Origin of the sequence: Streptococcus sp. 'caviae' (genome assembly GCF_001937065.1) — a bacterium.
GTDB lineage: Bacteria > Bacillota > Bacilli > Lactobacillales > Streptococcaceae > Streptococcus.
Map to the genome: position 1 here is coordinate 285732 of NZ_MOWR01000001.1, position 20661 is coordinate 306392.

A 20661-nucleotide genomic window follows, 5' to 3' on the forward strand; every position below is an offset into this window, starting at 1 on the left:
AAAGATTTTATGAAAGGAACAAAGACATTCTCCAGACCCTAAAGAGCTGTAGGCTGCCTTGTTATGCGAATGTTTAACTCATAAAAAAGCCGGGACAGCAGTGTCCCAGCCTTAAACTTTTATAGTGTGAGGCAGTGGCCCATTGTTTCGCACTGTAGAAACAACGAGCTAAAATCACAGCAAAAAACTCCGCATTCCTTTAAGAATACGGAGTTATACAGGCAATCGCAGTCGCTGTTTGACAAACAGCAGCAATCAGTTTAGGTTTTCCCACTGCCACTGATTAACTTCTGGAATATCGTCGCCATGCTCCCGAATATACTGTCTGTGATAAGAGACTTTCTCATCCATTGCTTGGGCAAATTCAGAAGCCCTATCTCCTAAGGCAGCCAGTGCAGCATCCTGAGCTAAGTGGAAACGGTCCAGTTCGGACAGCACCCGCATATCAAACGGCGTGGTGATATCCCCGTTTTCGCGGTAGCCGTGAACGTGAAGATTATGATTGTGCCGAGTGAAAAAGATATCCCTAATCATGCCTTCATAGGCATGGAAAGCGAAAATAACAGGCTTATCTTTTGTAAAGACATCATCGAATTCCTCATCGCTCAGGCCTCTGGAATCCACACTAGGGTGGCGAAGCTTCAGGATATCAACAACATTGACAAAACGAATTTTCAGCTCTGGAAATTCTTTGTGCAGAATGCTGATAGCTGCCAAAGCTTCTAGGTTGGGTTCCGTTCCGGCTGCTGCAAAGACCACATCAGGTTCCTGCCCCTTATCGGTAGAGGCCCAGTCAATCACCTTATAACCTTTTTGAACCAATTCCTCAGCCTCCTTAGCAGAATAAAACTGCGGGCGAGGATGCTTAGAAGTCACGACTAAATTAATTTTATCTTCTGATTTCAAGGCCTTGTCCATAACAGCCAGCAAGGAGTTGGTATCTGCCGGCAGGTATTCACGGATAAATTCCGGTGTTTTTTCAGACAAGTGCGTTAAAATACCCGGATCCTGGTGGGTATAGCCATTGTGATCCTGCTGGAAGACAGTTGAGGTTGAAATTAAATTCAAAGATGGGTAATTTTTGCGCCAGCTAGTGTGGGTTTTGGATTTACGCAGCCACTTAAAGTGCTGGGTAATCATTGTATCAACCACACGCAGGAAGGATTCGTAGGAAGCAAAGAAGCCGTGGCGTCCTGTTAAAACATAGCCTTCCAAAAAGCCTTCAGCCTGATGTTCTGACAGCTGCGAGTCAATCACGCGCCCGGCAGGACTGAGCCATTCATCATAACTTTCATCCCGGCGAGCCAGCCATTGACGGTTGGTCTTTTTGAACACTTCATTGAGACGATTGGATTTGGATTCGTCAGGACCAAAGATACGGAAATTATCAGGATTGGCTTCCACTAAATCAGCCGCATACTTCCCAAATTCTATCATGTCCTGAGCAACCACAGCACCCGGTTTTACGGTATCTATAGCAAATTTCTTCCAATCGGCAGTGTTCATCGGTTTAAGGATTCCTGCATTGGTGATTGGATTGGTTGACATCCGCCGGTCACCTTTGGGCGAAATAGCTGCTATTTCAGGCATTAAGCGGCCGGTTTCATCAAACAGCTCTTCGGGCCGGTAAGATTTCAGCCATTTCAAGAGAGCATCGACATGTTCCATGTGATGGGCATCGACCGGAATAGGGACTTGGTGAGCACGGAAACCGCCTTCGATAGGTGTCCCTTCCCACTCTTTCGGACCTGTCCAGCCCTTAGGAATGCGGGCAACAAGTACCGGCCATGCTGGCATAGCTGCTTGGTCTGCCGGATTTTTACGGGCTTCAGCCTGAATAGCCTTGATTTTTTCAACCGCTTCATCCAGTTTTTCAGCCATAAGTCGATGCGATTCAAGAGTTGGCTCTTTCACTTCGACAAAAATCGGATCCCAGCCCAGACCTTGGAAGAATTGCTGCAGCTCCTCATCTGTGCGGCGGGACAGAATGGTCGGGTTGTGGATTTTTCCGCCATTGAGATAGAGGATCGGCAGAACAGCACCGTCATTAACAGGGTTGATAAAGGTATTTGACAGCCAGCCGGCCATTAAAGGACCTGTTTCAGCTTCGCCGTCGCCAATAACCGTCGCAGCGATGACATCCGGATTATCCAGTACTGCACCAGTCGCATGTGACATGGCGTAACCCAATTCACCGCCTTCATGGATAGAGCCCGGCGTTTCAGGAGCCGCGTGCGAAGCAATACCGCCTGGGAAAGAGAAGATTTTACAGAGCTTGGTAAAGCCTTCCTCTGTTTGAGTAATCTCAGGGTTTAATTCAGTGTAACTGCCGTCCAAATAGGAATTAGACACCATCACCTGTCCGCCGTGTCCAGGCCCTTCAATATAAAACATGTCTAAATCATACTTGTTAATGGCACGGTTTAAATGAGCATAGATAAAGTTTTGCCCCGGAACAGTGCCCCAGTGTCCGATAGGGTGGACTTTAAGGTCATTTTGGGTCAGTTCTCTTTTTAACAGAGAATTATCTTTCAAGTACATCTGAGCTGCTGAGAGATAGTTGGCTGCACGCCACCAAGCATCTACTTTCTTTAAATAGTCATCTGATTCAAAATTCATAATCCTTATTCTCCTTGTGATTTTTTGAGCATATATGTCTTTAGAAAAAGAGTCTGGAGTCAGTCGATTAAGAGGGGCACGCCCCGTCTTGATAATCTAAGATAAGTCAAACTGAAATCAGCCAACCTTAACTCTATTTCCAGACCCTTTTTGACCTTCTGCTTTTCAACAATCAAAGCTATAGCTTGTCGTCTAGTCTATTGTTGATTTTGATTGAGTATTAGTCTAATTCTCCGGGATTCGAAGCAATGAGAACTTTCAGCTCCTTACCGGCCATCATGGCTTCAAAAGCATCCCGCCAATGTTCCAAATCAAAGACCGCAGTTACCATTTTTTCTTCATTAATAGCACCTTTGCTTTCCAAATGAATCGCTATCGGCCAGTCATAAGGGTTTTGTGACCGTGAACCTTGATAAGTGATTTCATGCTGAATGATGGTTCGTTCATCAAGTTCGTTTAAATCTTTGGCAAACAGTCCTACTTGCTGCAGCACGCCACCCTTGCGAATCAGAGGAAGCGCCGCATTGACAGCAGGAATGGCTCCTGAGCAGTCATAAACCTTATCTACTCCCACACCATTGGTAGCATCTGCTATAATTTGAGCCAGATCTTCTTCCTGCGTGTTGACAACAATATCGGCACCTAATTCTTTAGCAATCTTCAGCCGGTCGGCATCCTTAGTAACGCCTGAAACGATGGTAAAGGCTCCAATTTCTTTGGCAATCTGCAGGGATAAAAGCCCCATAGGCCCAGGTCCGATGATAAGAATAGTATCGTGGAAGTCCAGCGGCGTCAGCTGATACATGGCATGTACGCAGGACGCCAGCGGTTCTGACATGGCTGCTAATTTATAGCTGACATTATCCGGAAGAATATGCACACTTTCTTCGCGTGTCAGAACATAATTAGCCATGCTGCCAAAAGCTTTTGTACCGATTCCGGAGCGTTTTTCACATAAATTGTATTTTTTCTCTTTACAGTAAGCACATTCGCCGCAGGTATCAAAAGTGGTCTCGCTGGTAACGCGGTCCCCCACTTTGACCTTTGTCACATCCTCACCGACAGCCACGACCTGTCCGGAAAATTCATGTCCCAGCACTAGGGGAGTGACAGCGTTTTTATATTCGCCCTTATAGGTATGAATATCTGTCCCGCAAATACCTGTGTAGGCTACCTTCATCAAGACACGGTCCCCTTTGACCTCCGGAACATCAATTTCTTCCAGAGACATGTTATCAAAACCGGGAGCTGATTTGACAACAGCTTTCATTTTCTTAGGAATACTCATTTAACTTTCCTCCATACTAATAATGATCTTATGTTAGAATACTGATTTAACTAATTCTGAGAGTTTTAAGAAAATCCAGTTAAGCAGATTTCCGCCCGTGTCAAAATTAGAAATTTGCGATGCGCCTTTAGGGAATTTGACAACCCCTTCTGCCATTTTCGTCATAACTGGCGCATAGTCAGTTGCCATCCACAAAGCAAAGGTAATAACAACAGTCAAAGCAATAACTGAATGCAGGATATTACCTTTTCGAGTTGGGACAACCAAGGCAGCAAAGAAAGGAATTGTTGCTAAGTCGGCAAATGGCAGCACGCGGTTGCCCGGCAGCAAAACAGCAATAAGCAGTGTAATGGGCACCATCAAGAGACCTGTTGACAGTGCTGCTGGAGAACCTGTTGCAAGAGCTGCATCCATTCCCAGGAAGATTTCACGGTCAGCATACCGTTTTTGCAGCATGGTCTGAGCAGCTTCCTGAATGGGAATGAGTCCTTCCATGAGAATCTTAACCATGCGCGGCAGAATAAACATAACTGCACCCATAGCCATGGCTGTTTGAAGGATTTTGGTAACATTATAACCGCCCAGAATTGCGAGCGCTCCGCCAATAATAATTCCCATGATCATTGGTTCACCAAAGATACCAAAGCGTTTTTGAATGGTTTCGGGTTTGACATCAAGTTTGCCGATACCAGGAATCTTGCTGACAGCCCAGGCAATGGGAATACCAAGAATCGCATACCCCTGAGCAGAACCTGTTGATATCGAAACCCCTTCAAGTCCATAATATTCCTGAACATAAGGAGCTGTTTTATCGGCAATGATCTGAACAATAATGGTATAGCCAATCCCGCAGACAATGCCCCAGAAAAAGCTCTTAGTTACGATATAGCCAGTTGCTGCTGCCGCACTCATATGCCAGTAATTCCAAATATCAATATTGAGTGTTTTGGTCCAATTGAAGGCCAGCATGATGAGGTTGACAAGCAAGATGACCGGTATCATTACCGCTGCAATCGGATGAGCCCAGGTTGCTGCCGAGACTGCCGGCCAGCCGGCATCCACAACAGTAAGCTCCAAGCCAAATCTCTCAACCATGGCCTGCGCTGCAGGGCCGACATTATCGGACAAGAGTCCTAATACCAGACTGATTCCTAACATACCGATCCCTACAGTCAAGCCTGATGTAATGGCCTTGCGCACCGGAACTCGAAAGATAACTGCCAAAGTAAAAATGATTATTGGGAGCACTACGCTTGAGCCCATATTCAAAATACCTTGAACAACAGTTGTTAATGTATCCATAACCGTCTCCTTTTAAATAATAATGAAGTCCTGCAAATTATTGATTGGCCTGTATTTTAGCCACTTCTTCCAAAATCTGAGCCTCAACCTTATCCTGTCCGATTCCTGTTAAGAAGGCCATTGCTTTGATAGCAGGTATCTTATATTCCATCGGCAGCATGGTTGTCGTAATCAGCAAATCATTTGAATCCTGCTTAGACGCAGCTTCTGCAATTTTAATCTGTGTGATTTGGGCATCAATATGATTGCGTGCAAACAAATCTTCAATCTTTTTCATAACAACGGTAGAAGTTGCTATACCCGCTCCGCAGGCTACCAATACTTTAACTTTTGACATAATACGTCTCCTTTAAATGTTATTTGTGTTTACAATAGTGATAAGATCCTCTGCAGAATGTACCTTTCGTATTTGCGTCAGTAATGCTGCATTCTGCAATAAGCCCATCAGCGACTGAAGCATCTCAAGCTGGGCATGAGGCTCTTTCAGACCCAAAACAAAGGCTATCTCGGCTGCTACCGATTGATTGAAATCTTCCATACTCATAAAAGAAATCGGCTGGGTTGTCACAATAGCGACAAATTCTTTTTTGATGCACTCAGCATCTGTATGAGGAATAGCAACACCCATTTTTTCCAGCTGCAGACCTGTCGGAAAATTCTTTTCCCGTTCGATGATTTTGTCAAGAAACGTGTCATAGACATAACCTAAATCAAAGGCTTTTTTATAGATTGTTTCAAACATATCCTTGCTTGATTTAAAGCTTTCATTAACAAAAATAAGTTCTGGTCTTATATAATCTTCAAGTTTCATTTTTTCAGCCATTATGTTAACCTCCTCCATTACTATTAGCTGCTTTTTTACAATAATTCTATAAAGTCAGTGACAGTCGGCGAGTACCACAATTTATCGATGTATTCTGAACTGTCAATCTTAGAATAAATGCTGATTAAGGCATCCTTGTAAAAAAATTCATCTTCCTGAGACATCGAAATTAACATAATCACCTTAACCATATTGCTTCCCCAGCGAATAGGTTTTTTCAGCGTCATGATCACCAATTGTGATTCACTCACAGCAACCGGCAGGGCATGCGGAAGTGCGATTCCGGTGTAAACACTGGTGCTTCCCAGGTCCTCACGGATGAGGATAGACTTGCGGTACAATGGATTTTGGCGATTCTGAAGGCTGGATTTTTCAACCAGAAAGTCAATGCAGCCATTGACCGTCTTTTGGTCAACTTTTAAGAAAACATTCTTTCCAATCAGCTTATGAACCAGTGATTTCGTATAGGCTTCCTTATTTTCAATGACAGACAAAACCCGTCTGTTCCCCTGTTGAAGCTGTAAATACCGATTTTGCAAATTTTCCAAATCAGCATCAGTCAGCACCGGGCTGATAAAAATAACCTTGGACTCATCAACCTCTATATCTGACAAGGAAATGGAACTGATAATCATATCTGCCTGCTTTATTTTGTCTGCTGTCAATTCACTGGCATCAATTTTTATCAGGTGGTCAAAATTAGAAATCACATGCGATAAGGAGGTCATAATCAGCTCAGTTGTCGCCAGTCCCTGGGGACAGACCACATAGATCATCAAAGGTTTGGCCAGCTTTTCAATAGCGATTTCAAAATGAACGGTCAAAAAGGCCATTTCCCCGTCTGTCATATCAATTGAGAAGGCATCTGACAATTCACGGCAGGACAGCCAAACAATATTGTAAAGAACGCTGTACTTCTTTTTGATTTCTTCAGTGATGTCACTGTTAACCATGATTCTGTTTTTCAGACGAAAGATCATGGGCTGCACATGGCTGATCAGCATCTTAAAAAGATGCCGGTCGCCGCTCAAATCAATACTGAGCAATTGGCTGACGCGCTCGATCAGATTTTTGATAATATTATTAATCTGGTCCCCGACAATCAAGTCATTGGTTTCATAGCCAACGGACAGCAAGGTGTAAGACAGATTAATAATCTCTAAGAGCGGCATGGGCTTATCCTTAAGTCCGACAAATTCTCTGAATAGATCGCCGGCAAAGGTGTAAACTTCGTAATAAGAAAGATTTTCGATGAAATGAACCATGTCATTTGATACGATAGTACTGCCATTTAGATAGCGCATCTTTGCAATCAGCAGATCAACAATTAAATAGATGCTGTACTGCTCACTCAGAATGAAATGGTAGGTCGCCGCATAGTGATTTAAAATGGAAATAACACGTTCTATTTCTTCTTTTGGAAAGAAATATGCAAACTGCGGATTGTGTGTCACTGTATGCAGGCCCAGATGAAACTCCGTTATCAAATAGTTCCTCAGAAACTTCCTTATTTCCTGCTCCTGTCCGACAATCCTGTACCTGCCGTTATGGCGCTCCATGTGAATCTTATAACCTGTAAATTTATTTTCTAATTTATCAATATCCCTTCTGACGGATGTTTCACTGACAAAATACTGAACAGACCAGTCAATAATGTCAATCTCCTTTTGATCAAAGAACAGAGATTTCAGCAGCAGATATTCCCTGGAAATATCTTTCATTTCCTCAGCATGAAAATGATTCAGCAGATCTGCCAAACGCTTTTTTTCATTGGCATTGACGGCCAAGCGTATGCCGCGCCGAGGAATTTTTTCGATTTTATCAGACAGCTCTTCTATCTCTTTGTTCAAGAAAGACAGGTCTGAGTAGATGGTTTTTGTCGAGACGGAGTATTTATTAGCCAATGTTTTGCCGGCAATGAAATCATCGACTAACAGTAAATCTCGTAAAATACTTATCTGTCTGTAATTCACACGTCATTCCCCTTTCTTTGATATGTTTCATTATAAATGTTTGCGTTTACAAAACAAAGCCAAGTTACTTCCCCATTAATGTGGAAGCGCTGACATCAGCACTGTTAGAGCTTTAATATAAATCCTCTTGATTTTCTCATAAATATTTAATTAAATTAATAACGTAAAACTTTCTAATTCATTAAATCTATTTTCTGCAGGCATTATTTTCAAAAAAAGCAGACAAAAAGAGCAGAGGCAAAATGACTTTTTGCCTCTGCTCTTTTAAACTGATGTATTTAATAATCCCTGCTAAATATTAGCCCAGACACTGTCTAAAATATTGGTCTGGTCGCGGTCCGGCCCAACAGAGAAAGTTGAAATGCGGACACCGACAAGCTCGCCGACACGGCGAACATAGTTGCGGGCATTCTCCGGCAGCTCTTCAAGGCTGCGAACACCTGTAATATCTTCAGACCAACCCGGCAGCTCCTCATAGATAGGCTTGCAGCGCTTGAGCTGCTCGAGGCTGGCTGGATAGTGGTCAATACGCTGACCGTCCAGATCATAAGCGACACAGATCTTAACTGTCTCAAGCCCTGAGAGAACATCAATACAGTTGAGACTGAGGTTGGTAATGCCTGATACACGGCGGCTGTGGCGCATAACAACTGAGTCAAACCAGCCGACACGGCGCGGCCGCCCTGTTGTTGTTCCGTACTCATGACCGATTTCACGAATGCGGTCTCCAATTTCATCAAAGAGTTCTGTCGGGAAAGGTCCGTCACCAACACGGCTGGTATAAGCCTTACAGACACCGACAACCTTGTTGATTTTACTTGGACCGACACCTGAGCCGATTGTCACACCGCCCGCAACCGGGTTGGATGAAGTTACAAAAGGATAGGTTCCTTGGTCAATATCCAGCATAACACCCTGTGCTCCTTCGAACAGAACACGCTTGCCCTTATCCAGAGCATCATTTAAGATGACGGAAGTATCGGTCACATATTGCTTGATTTCCTGACCGTAGGCATAATACTCTTCAAAGATATCCTCAAAAGCAATTTCTTCGCACTCGTACATCTTGCTGAAAAGACGGTTTTTCTCTTCCAAATTGGACCGCAGACGCTCTGCAAAGATGTCCTTATCCAGCAAATCAGCAATCCGAATGCCGACACGCGCCGCCTTGTCCATATAAGCAGGACCGATTCCCTTATTGGTCGTTCCAATCTTGTTGTCGCCCTTGGCAGTTTCCTGCAGCTGATCAAGTTTAATATGATAAGGCAGAATAATATGAGCACGGTCAGAAATACGCAGACTGTCTGTCCTAACGCCTTCTTTGTGCAAATAAGCCAGCTCCTCAACCAAAGACTTAGGATTGACCACCACACCATTGCCGATAACCGAAATTTTTTCCGGGAAGAAAATGCCTGACGGAATCAAATGCAGTTTAAATTTTTTACCGTCAATAACGATGGTATGACCGGCATTATCACCGCCTTGATAGCGCGCAATCACTTCGGCATCTGCTGACAGAAAATCTGTGATTTTCCCCTTGCCTTCATCTCCCCACTGGGTTCCAACTACTACTACTGATGTCATATGCTGATACGAACTCTGACAAAGAGAGTCCTCATCCTTTCTTAAAAACTATAACCCCTAAAAAGCAGATTGCCTAAGCTCCGGCACTCCTCAGACATACTGAAAGCCAAAATAAAAGCAGAAACCAATGAAAATTTCTGCCAGCAGCAGGGTCTCAAACTTATTAAGCAGCTATAACATGGCAGGAATTTCACCTGCAGGTTTGCCTTACAATTTATTATAAGAAATTTCTGACTGTTTTTCAATATTTCGTATCAGAAACATGCGTTTTTCCGAACATTCTTGTAAACTAGAACTAGAATATCTTTTAGGAGAAAGAATATGTCAAACATTGATCAGATTTTACAGCAAAGTCCGCAGAACCTCCCCGTCTTACAAGCTACTTTTGGACTGGAAAGAGAGAGCCTGCGTATTGATCAAAAGACGCAGCGCTTAGCACAGACTCCTCATCCTCATAAACTAGGATCTCGCAGCTATCATCCATACATTCAGACAGACTACAGCGAACCTCAGCTAGAATTAATCACCCCCATTGCCAAATCAAGCAAGGAAGTGCTGCGCTTTTTAGGAGCTATTACCGATGTCGCTCAGCGCAGCATAGATAACGATCAATATCTCTGGCCCCTGTCCATGCCGCCGCAAATCAGAGAAGATGAGATTGAAATTGCTCGGTTAGAAGACCCTTTTGAGCTATCCTACCGTCAGCATCTGGCTGAAAAATACGGCAAGATGCTCCAATCTATGTCGGGTATTCATTACAATATCGAATTAGGTGCCGACCTGCTTAAATCACTGTTTGAGCGCAGCAGCTATCAGTCTCTAATCCCCTTTAAAAACGATCTTTATTTAAAATTAGCTCAAAATTTCCTGACCTATCGCTGGTTTTTGACTTATCTCTATGGCGCCAGCCCCTTGGCCGAACAAGGCTTCTTTGAAAAAGAATTAACCACCCCTGTTCGTTCGCTCAGAAACAGTCATTTAGGCTATGTCAATACCTCAGATGTCAAGGTTCCTTTTGATCGGCTGGAAAATTACGTCGCAAGCATTGAACGTTATGTTGACACAGGTGCCTTGTCTGCCGAGAAAGAATTTTACTCAGCTGTTCGCCTGCGCGGCAGCAAGTACAGCCGAGACTACCTCACCAAGGGCATTACTTACTTAGAATTCCGCTGCTTTGACCTGAATCCCTTTGACAATTGCGGTATTACGCAGGAAACCATCGACAGCGTTCATCTCTTTACCCTGGCTATGCTTTGGCTCGACGCTCCTCAGGAAGTCAATCAGACAGTGGAGAAGGCTGCAGAACTTAACGAAAAAATCGCTCTCAGCCATCCCTTGGAAAAGCTGCCACAAGAGGCTCCTTACCAAGATGTCCTGACAGCTATGGAAGAGCTGATCAGGCATTTCCAGCTGCCTGCCTACTATGAACAGCTTCTGGCCGATATCAAAGATCAAATCAATAATCCCGAACTGACTGTTGGCGGCCGGCTTTCAAAACACCTTGATAACCTGTCCTTGGAAACATTCGGTCAGCAAAAGGGGAAGGAATACCATGACTATGCCTGGGAGGCCTACTATGCTCTTAAAGGCTATGAAACCATGGAACTCTCAACACAAATGCTCCTTTTTGACGCCATCCAAAAGGGGATTCATTTTGATATTTTAGATGAGAGCGATCAGTTTCTCAAGCTCTGGCACGGCAGCCATATTGAATATGTCAAAAACGGCAACATGACATCTAAAGACAACTATGTTGTTCCCTTGGCCATGGCTAATAAAGTTGTAACCAAAAAAATCCTAAGAGAACACGGCTATCCGGTTCCTGCCGGTGCAGAATTCGACAGCAAGGACGAGGCGCTCCGCTATTATCAGCAAGTTGAAAAACAGGCTATCGTTGTTAAACCCAAATCAACTAATTTCGGTCTGGGCATTTCCATTTTTGAAGCGCCTGCCAGCCTGAGCGCTTATGAAAAGGCACTGGGTATTGCCTTTCTTGAAGACTCTTCTGTTTTGGTTGAAGAATTTGTTGCCGGAACTGAATACCGCTTTTTTGTCCTTGACGGCAAATGCGAAGCTGTTCTGCTGCGGGTTGCCGCAAATGTGGTCGGTGATGGTCACAGCACTGTTTCTCAGCTGGTTGAGCAAAAAAATAAAAACCCGCTGCGGGGCCGAAATCACCGCTCACCGCTTGAAATCATCGAACTCGGTGACATTGAATGCCTCATGCTGCAGCAGCAAGGCTGCACCCCAGAGAGTATTTTGCCAGCCGGCGTCAAGGTGAATTTGCGCGGCAATTCAAACATTTCAACAGGCGGAGATTCCATTGATATAACTGAGGAAATGGACAGCAGCTACAAGCAGCTGGCTGCTGATATGGCTACAGCCATGGGAGCCTGGGCCTGCGGCGTTGACTTGATTATTCCGGATACCACTTTAAAAGCAACTAAGGAAAATCCGCATTGTACTTGTATTGAGCTCAATTTTAACCCGTCCATGTACATGCACACCTACTGTCAGGAAGGTCCGGGACAGGTGATTACTGGAAAAATACTGGCTAAATTGTTCCCTGAAGTCCCTATCCATTTAGACTAAAGTCAGAAACAAAAAGCGACACGCAAAACAGATAGAAACTGTCAGCATGTCGCTTTTTATGTTTTTTAAAATGTCACAGCATGCAAGCTCGGCCTAAGGAGCTGCCTTGCTTTGCAGGTTATTCTAATTTAAGCTCCAAAAACTTTGAAACGGTCCTGATCCGCTGCAAATTCTTTGTCGCCTGCCGGAGCTTCGATAGAGCCAAACGGTGCCTGAGCACGCAGTTTCCAATTAGCCGGCAGACCATATTTTTCAGCAACCTGGGCATCAACAAGAGGGTTGTAGTGCTGCACACTCATTCCAATGTTTTGTTCAGCCAAAGCCAGCCAAGCTGCATAAAGAGCAATACCGTGCGCTTGTTCAGACCATGGCTTGAAGTTGTCCGCGTAGAGAGGGAAATTTTCTTCCAGATTTTTAACAATATCCTGATCTTCAAAAAAGAGAATCGTTCCAACGCCGGCTGCAAAGCTTTCTAATTTAGCTTTTGTTCCTTCAAAAGCTTCAGCTGGTGTTACTTTTTCTAACTCACTGTAAGCAATCTTGTTCCAAAAATTATTGGATTCTTCACCAAACAAGATGACTGCCCGGCTGGTTTGTGAGTTGAAAGCTGAAGGTGCCTGTTTGATAGCATTTTTAATCACATCAGCAAGTTCGGCTTCTGATAAGGCAACATTTTTACCCAAGGCATAAATGCTGCGGCGCTGTTTTTGTAAATCTAAAAAGTTTGACATAGTATAATAGCCTCCATTTGTATTTGTAAGACTATTATATAGTTATTACTAATTAGTATCAATTAATTTGCTTGCTTTTTTATAAAACTGCTGACAGCCTGTTTTTACAGAGTTTCCGTCCTGCTACTTCCCTCAATTTATGTTAAAATAAAAGGTATGGACAAACTTATTAAATCAATTTCAGCATCGGGTGCTTTCCGTGCTTATGTGCTCGACAGTACTGAGACAGTTCGGACAGCACAGGAAAAACATCAAACCCTTTCAAGCTCGACAGTTGCCTTAGGCCGTACACTGATTGCCAATCAAATTTTGGCTGCCAATCAAAAGGGTGACAGCAAGGTAACGGTCAAGGTCATCGGCGATTCTTCTTTTGGGCACATCATCTCAGTAGCTGATACCAAAGGCAATGTCAAGGGCTATATTCAAAATAAAGGGGTTGACATTAAGAAAACCGCAACAGGCGAAGTTCTGGTCGGTCCTTTTATGGGACATGGACAGTTCGTCGTCATCACAGACTATGGTATCGGAAATCCCTACACCTCATCTACACCTCTGGTATCCGGAGAAATCGGAGAAGATTTGACCTACTATCTGACAGAAAGTGAACAAACGCCCTCCGCAGTAGGGTTAAATGTTCTTTTGGATGACAAAGACAAGGTCAAAGTCGCTGGCGGCTTTATGCTGCAGGTTTTGCCTGAAGCTTCTGATGAGGAAATCACCCGCTATGAGAAGCGTATCCAAGCAATGCCTGCTATTTCAAGCCTCTTGGAAGCCGATAATCCTATTGAAGCCCTGCTTTCAGCACTTTACGGCGAAGATGAGTACAAGGTGCTCTCTGAAGAGGAAATCCGCTTTGCCTGCGACTGCTCGCGCAAGCGTTTTGAAGAAGCTCTCAAGACTCTGCCGGCGGATGACCTTAAGGAAATGAAAGAGCACGACCACGGCGCAGAGATTGTCTGTCAATTCTGCGGGAGAACTTACCAATTTAACGAAAATGATTTAGAGGAGATGATTCATGACCAAGCTTAACAGCTCATTTAGGATTGGTGGAGTAGAAATCCCCCATCGTACTGTCTTAGCACCCATGGCTGGTGTCACCAATTCTGCCTTCCGCACCATTGCTAAGGAATTCGGAGCCGGACTCGTTGTGATGGAGATGGTATCAGACAAGGGCATTCAATACAACAATGAAAAAACACTGCACATGCTTCATATTGATGAAGAAGAGCATCCTGTTTCTATCCAGCTTTTTGGCAGCGACGGTGACAGTCTGGCACGCGCAGCTGAATTCATTCAGACCAACACTCAGGCTGACCTTGTAGACATTAACATGGGCTGCCCGGTGAATAAAATCGTTAAGAACGAGGCAGGAGCCATGTGGCTCAAAAATCCTGATAAGATTTATTCGGTTGTTTCAACCGTTAAATCTGTCCTTGACATTCCACTGACAGTCAAAATGCGGACAGGCTGGTCAGAACCTTCTTTGGCCGTCGAAAACGCTCTGGCTGCTGAGTCTGCCGGCGTTGCTGCTCTCGCCATGCACGGACGCACACGCGAACAAATGTACACCGGCCATTGCGACCATGAAACACTGGCTAAAGTAGCCCAGGCCATCACTAAGGTTCCTTTTATCGCCAATGGGGATATTCGTTCTGTCGAGGACGCTAAATTTATGATTGATGAGGTAGGTGCCGATGCCGTTATGGTCGGACGCGCTGCCAGAAGCAATCCTTATATCTTTACCCAAATCAACCACTATTTTGAAACCGGAGAAATCTTAGACAATCTGCCTTTCAGCAAAATGCTGGAAATTGCCCAAGACCATCTGAAACGCTTAGTTAATCTTAAGGGTGAAACTATTGCTGTCAGAGAATTCCGCGGCTTGGCACCGCACTATCTCCGCGGTACATCCGGCGCTGCTAAAATCAGATCAGCCGTCTCTCGGGCAGAAACTTTGGCTGACGTGACAGCTATTTTTGATGGGATTTACTCATAACCAACGCGCTCTGTCCAACAGTTTTTTCGGACTTATCTCATCCAGACTTCTTTCTTGAGCCAAAGAATCCGTCAAGCTCTAAGAGCTGCAAAGAAAACTGCTGCCTTTAAGCCTATCTGTCCTAAAAAGATGTTTACTTTAAAAAGCTTGGAAAAAATAATTTTCCAAGCTTTTTAATAATGCTCACAAAAACACCGATTTTATTTAGGCAAAAGGAAAGCCAGCTAGCAGTGGTTCATTGGTGCTAAAGCACTCAATAAACTGTGCAGGGGTAAGGCGCAGCCAACAAGTCTTACTCCCAACCATTGCATCAAGAGCTTATTCCAAAACAGGAATACTGGACGAGTTTTACCGAGCCTCTTCTGTTTTATATATCAGACAATATCAAATTTGAGTTTATCTTTTTGAATACCGATTTTCAGTGTCTGTCCGCTGGAGAGTTCTCCCGAGAGAACAAGCTCTGCCAGTTTATCTTCGACCTCAGTTTGAAGACTTCTGCGAAGCGGACGCGCTCCCATTTCTGCATCGTAGCCGATCTGCGCCAAATGCTTGAGCGCTGAGCTTTGGAATTTCAGAACAATGCCTTGTTCGGCCAAATGAGCAACCAGCGGCTGCACCATAATTTTGACAACATCACGCATATTTTCCTGAGTAAGATTATGAAAGACAACTTTTTCATCAATACGGTTAATGAATTCAGGACGGTAAGCTTTTTTTAGTTCCTCCAAAATCCGACTTTCCATGGCCTTATAATCCTGAGAAAAATCCTTGGCCCCAAAACCGACTGTCTTATCGTCACGAAGAGCTGTCGCTCCAAGGTTTGAAGTCATAATAATAATCGTATTTGAAAAATCAACCTTGCGGCCGCGGCTGTCAGTCAGAACCCCATCATCCAGCACCTGCAAGAGAACATTGAAAATGTCCGGATGGGCTTTTTCAACCTCATCAAAGAGCAGCACAGAATAAGGCTTGTTGCGAACTTTTTCAGTCAGCTCGCCCCCCTCTTCATAGCCGACATAGCCCGGAGGGGCTCCGTTGAGGCGGGAAGCTGCGAATTTTTCCATGTACTCACTCATATCAAAACGAATGAGAGCCGATTCATCATCAAAGAGGACTTCTGCCAAGGCCTTGGCCAATTCTGTCTTACCGACACCGGTCGGTCCCAGAAACATAAAGGAGCCGATCGGACGTTTTCCAATTCGAATACCTGACTGATTCCGGCGGATGGCACGGCTCACCGCAGAAATTGCTGTATCCTGACCGATAACACGCTTATGCAGTTCTTTTTCCAGATTGAGGTACTTTTTGCTGTCTGCCTGAGTCAGCTTGTTTACCGGAATTCCAGAAAGCTTGCTCAAGGTTTCTAAAATCGCATCCTCGCTGACTGCAACACGTTTTTTAAGCAGAGGTTTTTCCTCTTTTTTCAATAAACGGCGGGCAGCAGCTATATCTTTATCAATAATGGCTTGATCCAAGTCTGTCAGAAAGGCAGGTGCCTCTTTTTTCACCAAGCCCTGCACGGTCGCACTGGCCTCATCCAACAAATCAATAGCCGAATCAGGCAGATTCTTGCTGGTCAGGTAACGGTGCGCTGCTTTGACGGCTGTTTTGACAGCAGCAGCAGAAATCGTCACATGGTGATAATCTTCATAATTTTTCTTTAAGCCAAGCAAAATTTGATATGCCTCTTCTTCGCTCGGCTCTTCAATGGTTACTTTGGCAAAGCGGCGGGACAGGGCAGAATCCTTTTCAATATGCTTTTGATATTCTTCCTGAGTTGTAGCACCAATAGTTCTGAGACTACCTCGCGCTAAGGCCGGTTTGAGAATATTAGCCGCATCCAAAGTGCTGTCGATTCCGCTGCCGGAGCCCATAATAGTATGCAGCTCATCAATAAAGAGAATAATGTGCCCGTCTGCCTCAATATCCGCAATAATCTGATTCATACGCTCTTCAAAGTCCCCGCGGAAACGCGTTCCGGCAACAACGCTCATCATATCCAGTTCCAAGACTTTCATATCGGCCAGTTCAAAAGGCACCGCGCTGTCCACGATACGCTGGGCCAGTCCGTAAGCCAGCGCTGTTTTACCAACTCCGGCATCCCCAACTAAGACAGGATTATTTTTTGTCTTGCGGCTTAAAATCTGAATCATGCGTGAGATTTCCTTCTCCCGGCCAATAACAGGCTCCAAACGTCCTTTGCGGGCCAGATCGGTCAAATCCCGTGTGAAATCAGCCAATTCGCCTGTCAGGCTGGGCGGCTTCATTAAGTCGGAGAAATTGCCGTTGTTTTTGATTTTCTTGGGCTTACGCATTTCAAAGATGGCTTTGATATCTTCTTTTGAGAAACCTGCATAGCGTTCAACAGCCTTGCGCAAATCAAGCAGGCGGACAGACTCGCCGTCGTCCTTGATTTGAAAACCGACTAATTCTAAAATCCGCGTTGCCAGCAAATTAGGATTGAGCAGCATAGCAAACAAGACATGCTCCGTTCCTACTTCCTTGGCACGAGTCGCTTGACTGATGGCAGAAGCTTCTGCCAGAGTTTTACTCAAAGCCTTTGACTGTTCCAGCAAAGTAATCTCACCGCTTGGCTTCTTAGGTCTTCTGCCAACCGCCAATATAGCTGCCGCCTGATAGTCTTCAAACTGGACATCGTCTTCAAATTCAGCAAAACTCAGGCCGGCTACTGAACTGTCAATTTCAACCATGGCAAGAAGGACGTGCCAGCTTTCAAGATAGGAGCTTTCAAAGCGGGCAGCTTCAAACTGAGCCAGCCGGAAAACTTCCTGCATTTTCAATGAATAATCGGTCATAGATGGTATCCTTTTCTGTCTAAACGTTGTAGTATCTTGCGAAGCATGCGGGCCCGAATTTTAGGACTGTCTGCACCCAGAACTTCGTCTCCGGCAGCCGACAAAATAATATTTCCTTCACGCTCACTGATAATCTTTTCATCAAAGAGCAGCTGAATAATATCCGCAAAAACCTGCTCACTGATTTGCTCACCAATGTTTGCTTCCAGATTGTTAAGCATCTGATGCTGGTCTGAAAAATGAATTTTAGCAATTCGAATATAGCCGCCGCCGCCGCGCTTGCTTTCAACAAGGTAGCCGCGGCTCTCGGTAAAGCGTGTCTTAATCACATAGTTGATCTGACTGGGAACAACACTGAAACTGTCCGCCAAAGCACTTCTCTTAATTTCTGCAAAACCAGACTGAGCCAGTATCTTTTTAATATATTCTTCAATACTGTCAGACGTATTTTTTGATGTCATGATATCGACTCCTTCCCAGTCACTTTGACTATAACTGACCTTATTATACCGAAAAATCATACTTTTGGAAAGCAAGAGCCTTGGAAGTGAAACGGTCTTGCTTTTCAAAATTTATTCAGGCAAGCAAAAAGCACTCCAAGATAAGCCCTGACAGCCTATCTTAAAGTGCCGTTAAAATAAAATCTTAGTTGTTCAAGGCAGCGGCCATTGTTGCTGCAACTTCGTTTTCAAAGTCATTAGCAGCTCTTTCAATACCTTCACCCACTTCAAAACGAACAAAGCTGATTGCTTTAGCATTTACTGATTCGAGGTAGGCCTCAACAGTCTTGCTGTCGTCCATAATGTAAACTTGGGACAGCAAGGTGTACTGTTGGTCAACCTTAGTATTATCAAGCATGAAGCGTGCCATTTTACCAGGAATGATTTTATCCCAAATCTTTTCTGGCTTGCCTTCAGCCTTAAGCTCAGCTTTGATGTCTTCTTCGGCTTGTGCCATAACTTCATCAGTTAATTGCAGTTTTGAACCGTATTTAAGAAGCGGAAGCGCTGGTTTGTCAACCATGGCACGGCTTTCGTTATCTTGTTCAATCTTATGGTTCATTTGAGCCAATTCATCATGGATGAATTCTTCACTTAATTCCTTGTAAGAAAGAACGGTTGGGTTCATTGCTGCTACGTGCATAGCTACTTGTTTTGCAAGAGCTTCATCTGCACCTTCGAGCACTGTGACAACACCAATTTTACCGCCATTGTGTTGGTAAGCTCCAAAAACTTGGGCATCTTCTTTTTCAACAAGGGCAAAGCGGCGGAAAGAAATTTTTTCACCGATTGTTGCAGTTGCATTGACATAGGCTGCTTCCAAAGTTTCTCCTGAAGCCAAAGTTACTTTAAGAGCTTCCTCATTGTTAGCAGGTTTTTGTTCAGCAATAGCTTTTGCTGTTTCATTAACCAGTTCAACGAATTGAGCATTCTTTGCAACAAAGTCCGTTTCTGCATTAACTTCAACGATAGCTGCAACATTGCCATTAACATAAATACCGGTCAAACCTTCAGCAGCAACACGGTCAGCTTTTTTCGCTGCCTTAGCAATACCCTTTTCACGCAGCAATTCAACTGCTTTTTCCATATCGCCTTCAACTTCAACCAATGCCTTTTTAGCATCCATTACACCGGCACCGGTTTTTTCACGCAATTCTTTAACAAGAGCTGCAGTAATATTTGCCATGATTATTCCTCCAATTTTAAGTATAAAAGGGGAGGGCTAGGCCCCGCCCCTTAGGTTACGTATGTTATTATTATGAGCACAGACAGGTAAAAACAAAGCTTTTACCTATTCGTCTATGACTTAGTCTTCGTTTGAGCCTTCAACAACTTCAACGATTTCTTCGATTGAATCAGCCTGTGTATCGTCTGCTGCAAGTTCTGCTTCAACCGCTTCAACACTGTCTTCACCTTGACGGCCTTCAATAACAGCATCAGCTAATTTGCTTGTGATCAATTTAACGGCGCGGATAGCGTCATCATTTGCTGGGATGATAACATCGATATCATCTGGATCAGCGTTAGTATCAACCATAGCAACAACCGGGATACCCAGTTTTTTAGCTTCTTTAACAGCGATTTGTTCTTTATGCGGGTCAACGATGTAGATAACATCTGGAATACGAGGCATATCTTCAATACCGCCCAAGAATTTTTCAAGACGGGCACGCTGTTTGTTCAGAAGAGCTACTTCTTTCTTAGGAAGCACTTCAAACGTTCCGTCAGCTTCCATTTGTTTGATTTCTTTAAGACGAGCGATACGTTTTTGAATAGTATCCCAGTTGGTCAAAGTTCCGCCCAGCCAGCGATGGTTAATGTAAAATTGGCCTGCGCGTTCAGCTTCTTCTTTAATAGCTTCTGAAGCTTGTTTTTTCGTACCGACAAACAAGATAACCGCATCGTTAGCTGCTGCATCGCGAACAAAGTCGTAAGCTTGATCGGCTAATTTAACGGTTTGCTGAAGGTCAATAACGTGAATTCCGTTACGTTCTGTGAAGATGTACTTAGCCATCTTAGGGTTCCAGCGGCGTGTTTGGTGACCAAAGTGAACACCAGCCTCAAGAAGTTGTTTCATTGAAATTACTGCCATGAGTATTTCTCCTTTATAATGTTTTTTCCTCTCTCAGACTTCAGCTTGCAGCCCAACCTCAAAAGGCAACCAGACCACAATTCATCTAAGATGAGTATTATCACATTTCTGCGACTTTACTATCATAACAAAATTAGGAATAAAATGCAAGGGAATTCTACTTGACCAAAAGGCAAATTTAAGGTAGAATAATTACTGTTACGGCGGTATAGCCAAGTGGTAAGGCACGGCTCTGCAAAAGCTTGATCGTCGGTTCAAATCCGTCTACCGCCTTTTAGTTTGAGAACTCCCAGCCTTTCTGGGAGTTCTTTTGTCTGTTTTAACAGTTTGGGGGATAACAAATCG

The 20661-nt window shown here is 44.1% G+C and carries 15 protein-coding genes and 1 tRNA gene; 4 read left to right on the forward strand and 12 right to left on the reverse strand.

Features of this window, described 5'->3' with window-relative positions; all coding sequences use genetic code 11:
* Window positions 1–255: 255 nt before the first annotated feature.
* The 7 genes from BMI76_RS01520 to BMI76_RS01550 form a co-directional block, all read right to left on the reverse strand.
* A complete protein-coding gene (locus tag BMI76_RS01520) occupies window positions 256–2619 on the reverse strand; it encodes a phosphoketolase (RefSeq protein WP_075345865.1) in 2364 nt (787 codons plus the stop codon).
* A 220-nt stretch (window positions 2620–2839) separates the two neighbouring features.
* Window positions 2840–3907: a zinc-binding dehydrogenase gene (locus tag BMI76_RS01525; protein ID WP_075345866.1), complete on the reverse strand. Its 1068-nt coding sequence runs from the start codon at window positions 3905–3907 to the stop codon at window positions 2840–2842.
* Window positions 3908–3940: 33 nt separating this feature from the next.
* Complete coding sequence (locus tag BMI76_RS01530) at window positions 3941–5209, reverse strand: PTS galactitol transporter subunit IIC (RefSeq protein WP_075345867.1); 1269 nt, start codon at window positions 5207–5209, stop codon at window positions 3941–3943.
* A 37-nt stretch (window positions 5210–5246) separates the two neighbouring features.
* Window positions 5247–5546, reverse strand: a complete 300-nt coding sequence (locus BMI76_RS01535; protein ID WP_075345868.1) for a PTS sugar transporter subunit IIB — start codon at window positions 5544–5546, stop codon at window positions 5247–5249.
* Window positions 5547–5558: 12 nt separating this feature from the next.
* Complete coding sequence (locus tag BMI76_RS01540) at window positions 5559–6032, reverse strand: PTS sugar transporter subunit IIA (RefSeq protein ID WP_075345869.1); 474 nt, start codon at window positions 6030–6032, stop codon at window positions 5559–5561.
* Between the two features lie 35 nt (window positions 6033–6067).
* Window positions 6068–8005, reverse strand: a complete 1938-nt coding sequence (locus BMI76_RS01545) for a transcription antiterminator (RefSeq protein ID WP_075345870.1) — start codon at window positions 8003–8005, stop codon at window positions 6068–6070.
* 291 nt (window positions 8006–8296) lie between these two features.
* Window positions 8297–9589, reverse strand: a complete 1293-nt coding sequence (locus BMI76_RS01550; protein ID WP_075345871.1) for an adenylosuccinate synthase — start codon at window positions 9587–9589, stop codon at window positions 8297–8299.
* A gap of 321 nt (window positions 9590–9910) precedes the next feature.
* On the opposite strand from BMI76_RS01550, the gene gshAB reads away from it, so the two are divergent.
* Window positions 9911–12181, forward strand: coding sequence for a bifunctional glutamate--cysteine ligase GshA/glutathione synthetase GshB (gshAB, locus tag BMI76_RS01555; RefSeq protein ID WP_075345872.1), 2271 nt, complete (start codon window positions 9911–9913; stop codon window positions 12179–12181).
* Between the two features lie 128 nt (window positions 12182–12309).
* Here the strand turns inward: gshAB and BMI76_RS01560 are convergent, their stop codons facing one another.
* Window positions 12310–12912, reverse strand: a complete 603-nt coding sequence (locus tag BMI76_RS01560; RefSeq protein WP_075345873.1) for a nitroreductase family protein — start codon at window positions 12910–12912, stop codon at window positions 12310–12312.
* A 156-nt stretch (window positions 12913–13068) separates the two neighbouring features.
* On the opposite strand from BMI76_RS01560, the gene hslO reads away from it, so the two are divergent.
* Both hslO and dusB read left to right on the forward strand, forming a co-directional pair.
* Complete coding sequence (gene hslO / locus BMI76_RS01565) at window positions 13069–13941, forward strand: Hsp33 family molecular chaperone HslO (protein WP_075345874.1); 873 nt, start codon at window positions 13069–13071, stop codon at window positions 13939–13941.
* Window positions 13928–14908 carry a tRNA dihydrouridine synthase DusB gene (gene dusB / locus BMI76_RS01570; protein ID WP_075345875.1) on the forward strand — a complete coding sequence of 327 codons (981 nt, stop codon included), beginning with the start codon at window positions 13928–13930 and terminating at the stop codon, window positions 14906–14908. Before hslO ends, dusB begins: the two co-directional genes overlap by 14 nt.
* A 374-nt stretch (window positions 14909–15282) precedes the next feature.
* Here the strand turns inward: dusB and BMI76_RS01575 are convergent, their stop codons facing one another.
* The 4 genes from BMI76_RS01575 to rpsB all read right to left on the reverse strand — a co-directional run bounded on the left by BMI76_RS01575 (window position 15283) and on the right by rpsB (window position 20316).
* The gene (locus tag BMI76_RS01575; protein ID WP_075345876.1) at window positions 15283–17724 is read right to left on the reverse strand and encodes an ATP-dependent Clp protease ATP-binding subunit; all 2442 of its coding nucleotides are present in this window, start codon (window positions 17722–17724) and stop codon (window positions 15283–15285) included.
* Window positions 17721–18185, reverse strand: coding sequence for a CtsR family transcriptional regulator (locus BMI76_RS01580; protein WP_075345877.1), 465 nt, complete (start codon window positions 18183–18185; stop codon window positions 17721–17723). The genes BMI76_RS01575 and BMI76_RS01580 overlap by 4 nt, the downstream gene beginning before the upstream one ends.
* Before the next feature lie 184 nt (window positions 18186–18369).
* Window positions 18370–19410, reverse strand: coding sequence for a translation elongation factor Ts (gene tsf, locus BMI76_RS01585; RefSeq protein ID WP_075345878.1), 1041 nt, complete (start codon window positions 19408–19410; stop codon window positions 18370–18372).
* A gap of 120 nt (window positions 19411–19530) precedes the next feature.
* A complete protein-coding gene (rpsB, locus tag BMI76_RS01590) occupies window positions 19531–20316 on the reverse strand; it encodes a 30S ribosomal protein S2 (RefSeq protein ID WP_003089767.1) in 786 nt (261 codons plus the stop codon).
* Window positions 20317–20518: 202 nt separating this feature from the next.
* Here rpsB and BMI76_RS01595 point away from each other — a divergent pair.
* A tRNA-Cys gene (locus BMI76_RS01595) sits at window positions 20519–20589 on the forward strand.
* The last annotated feature ends 72 nt before the right edge of the window (window positions 20590–20661 follow it).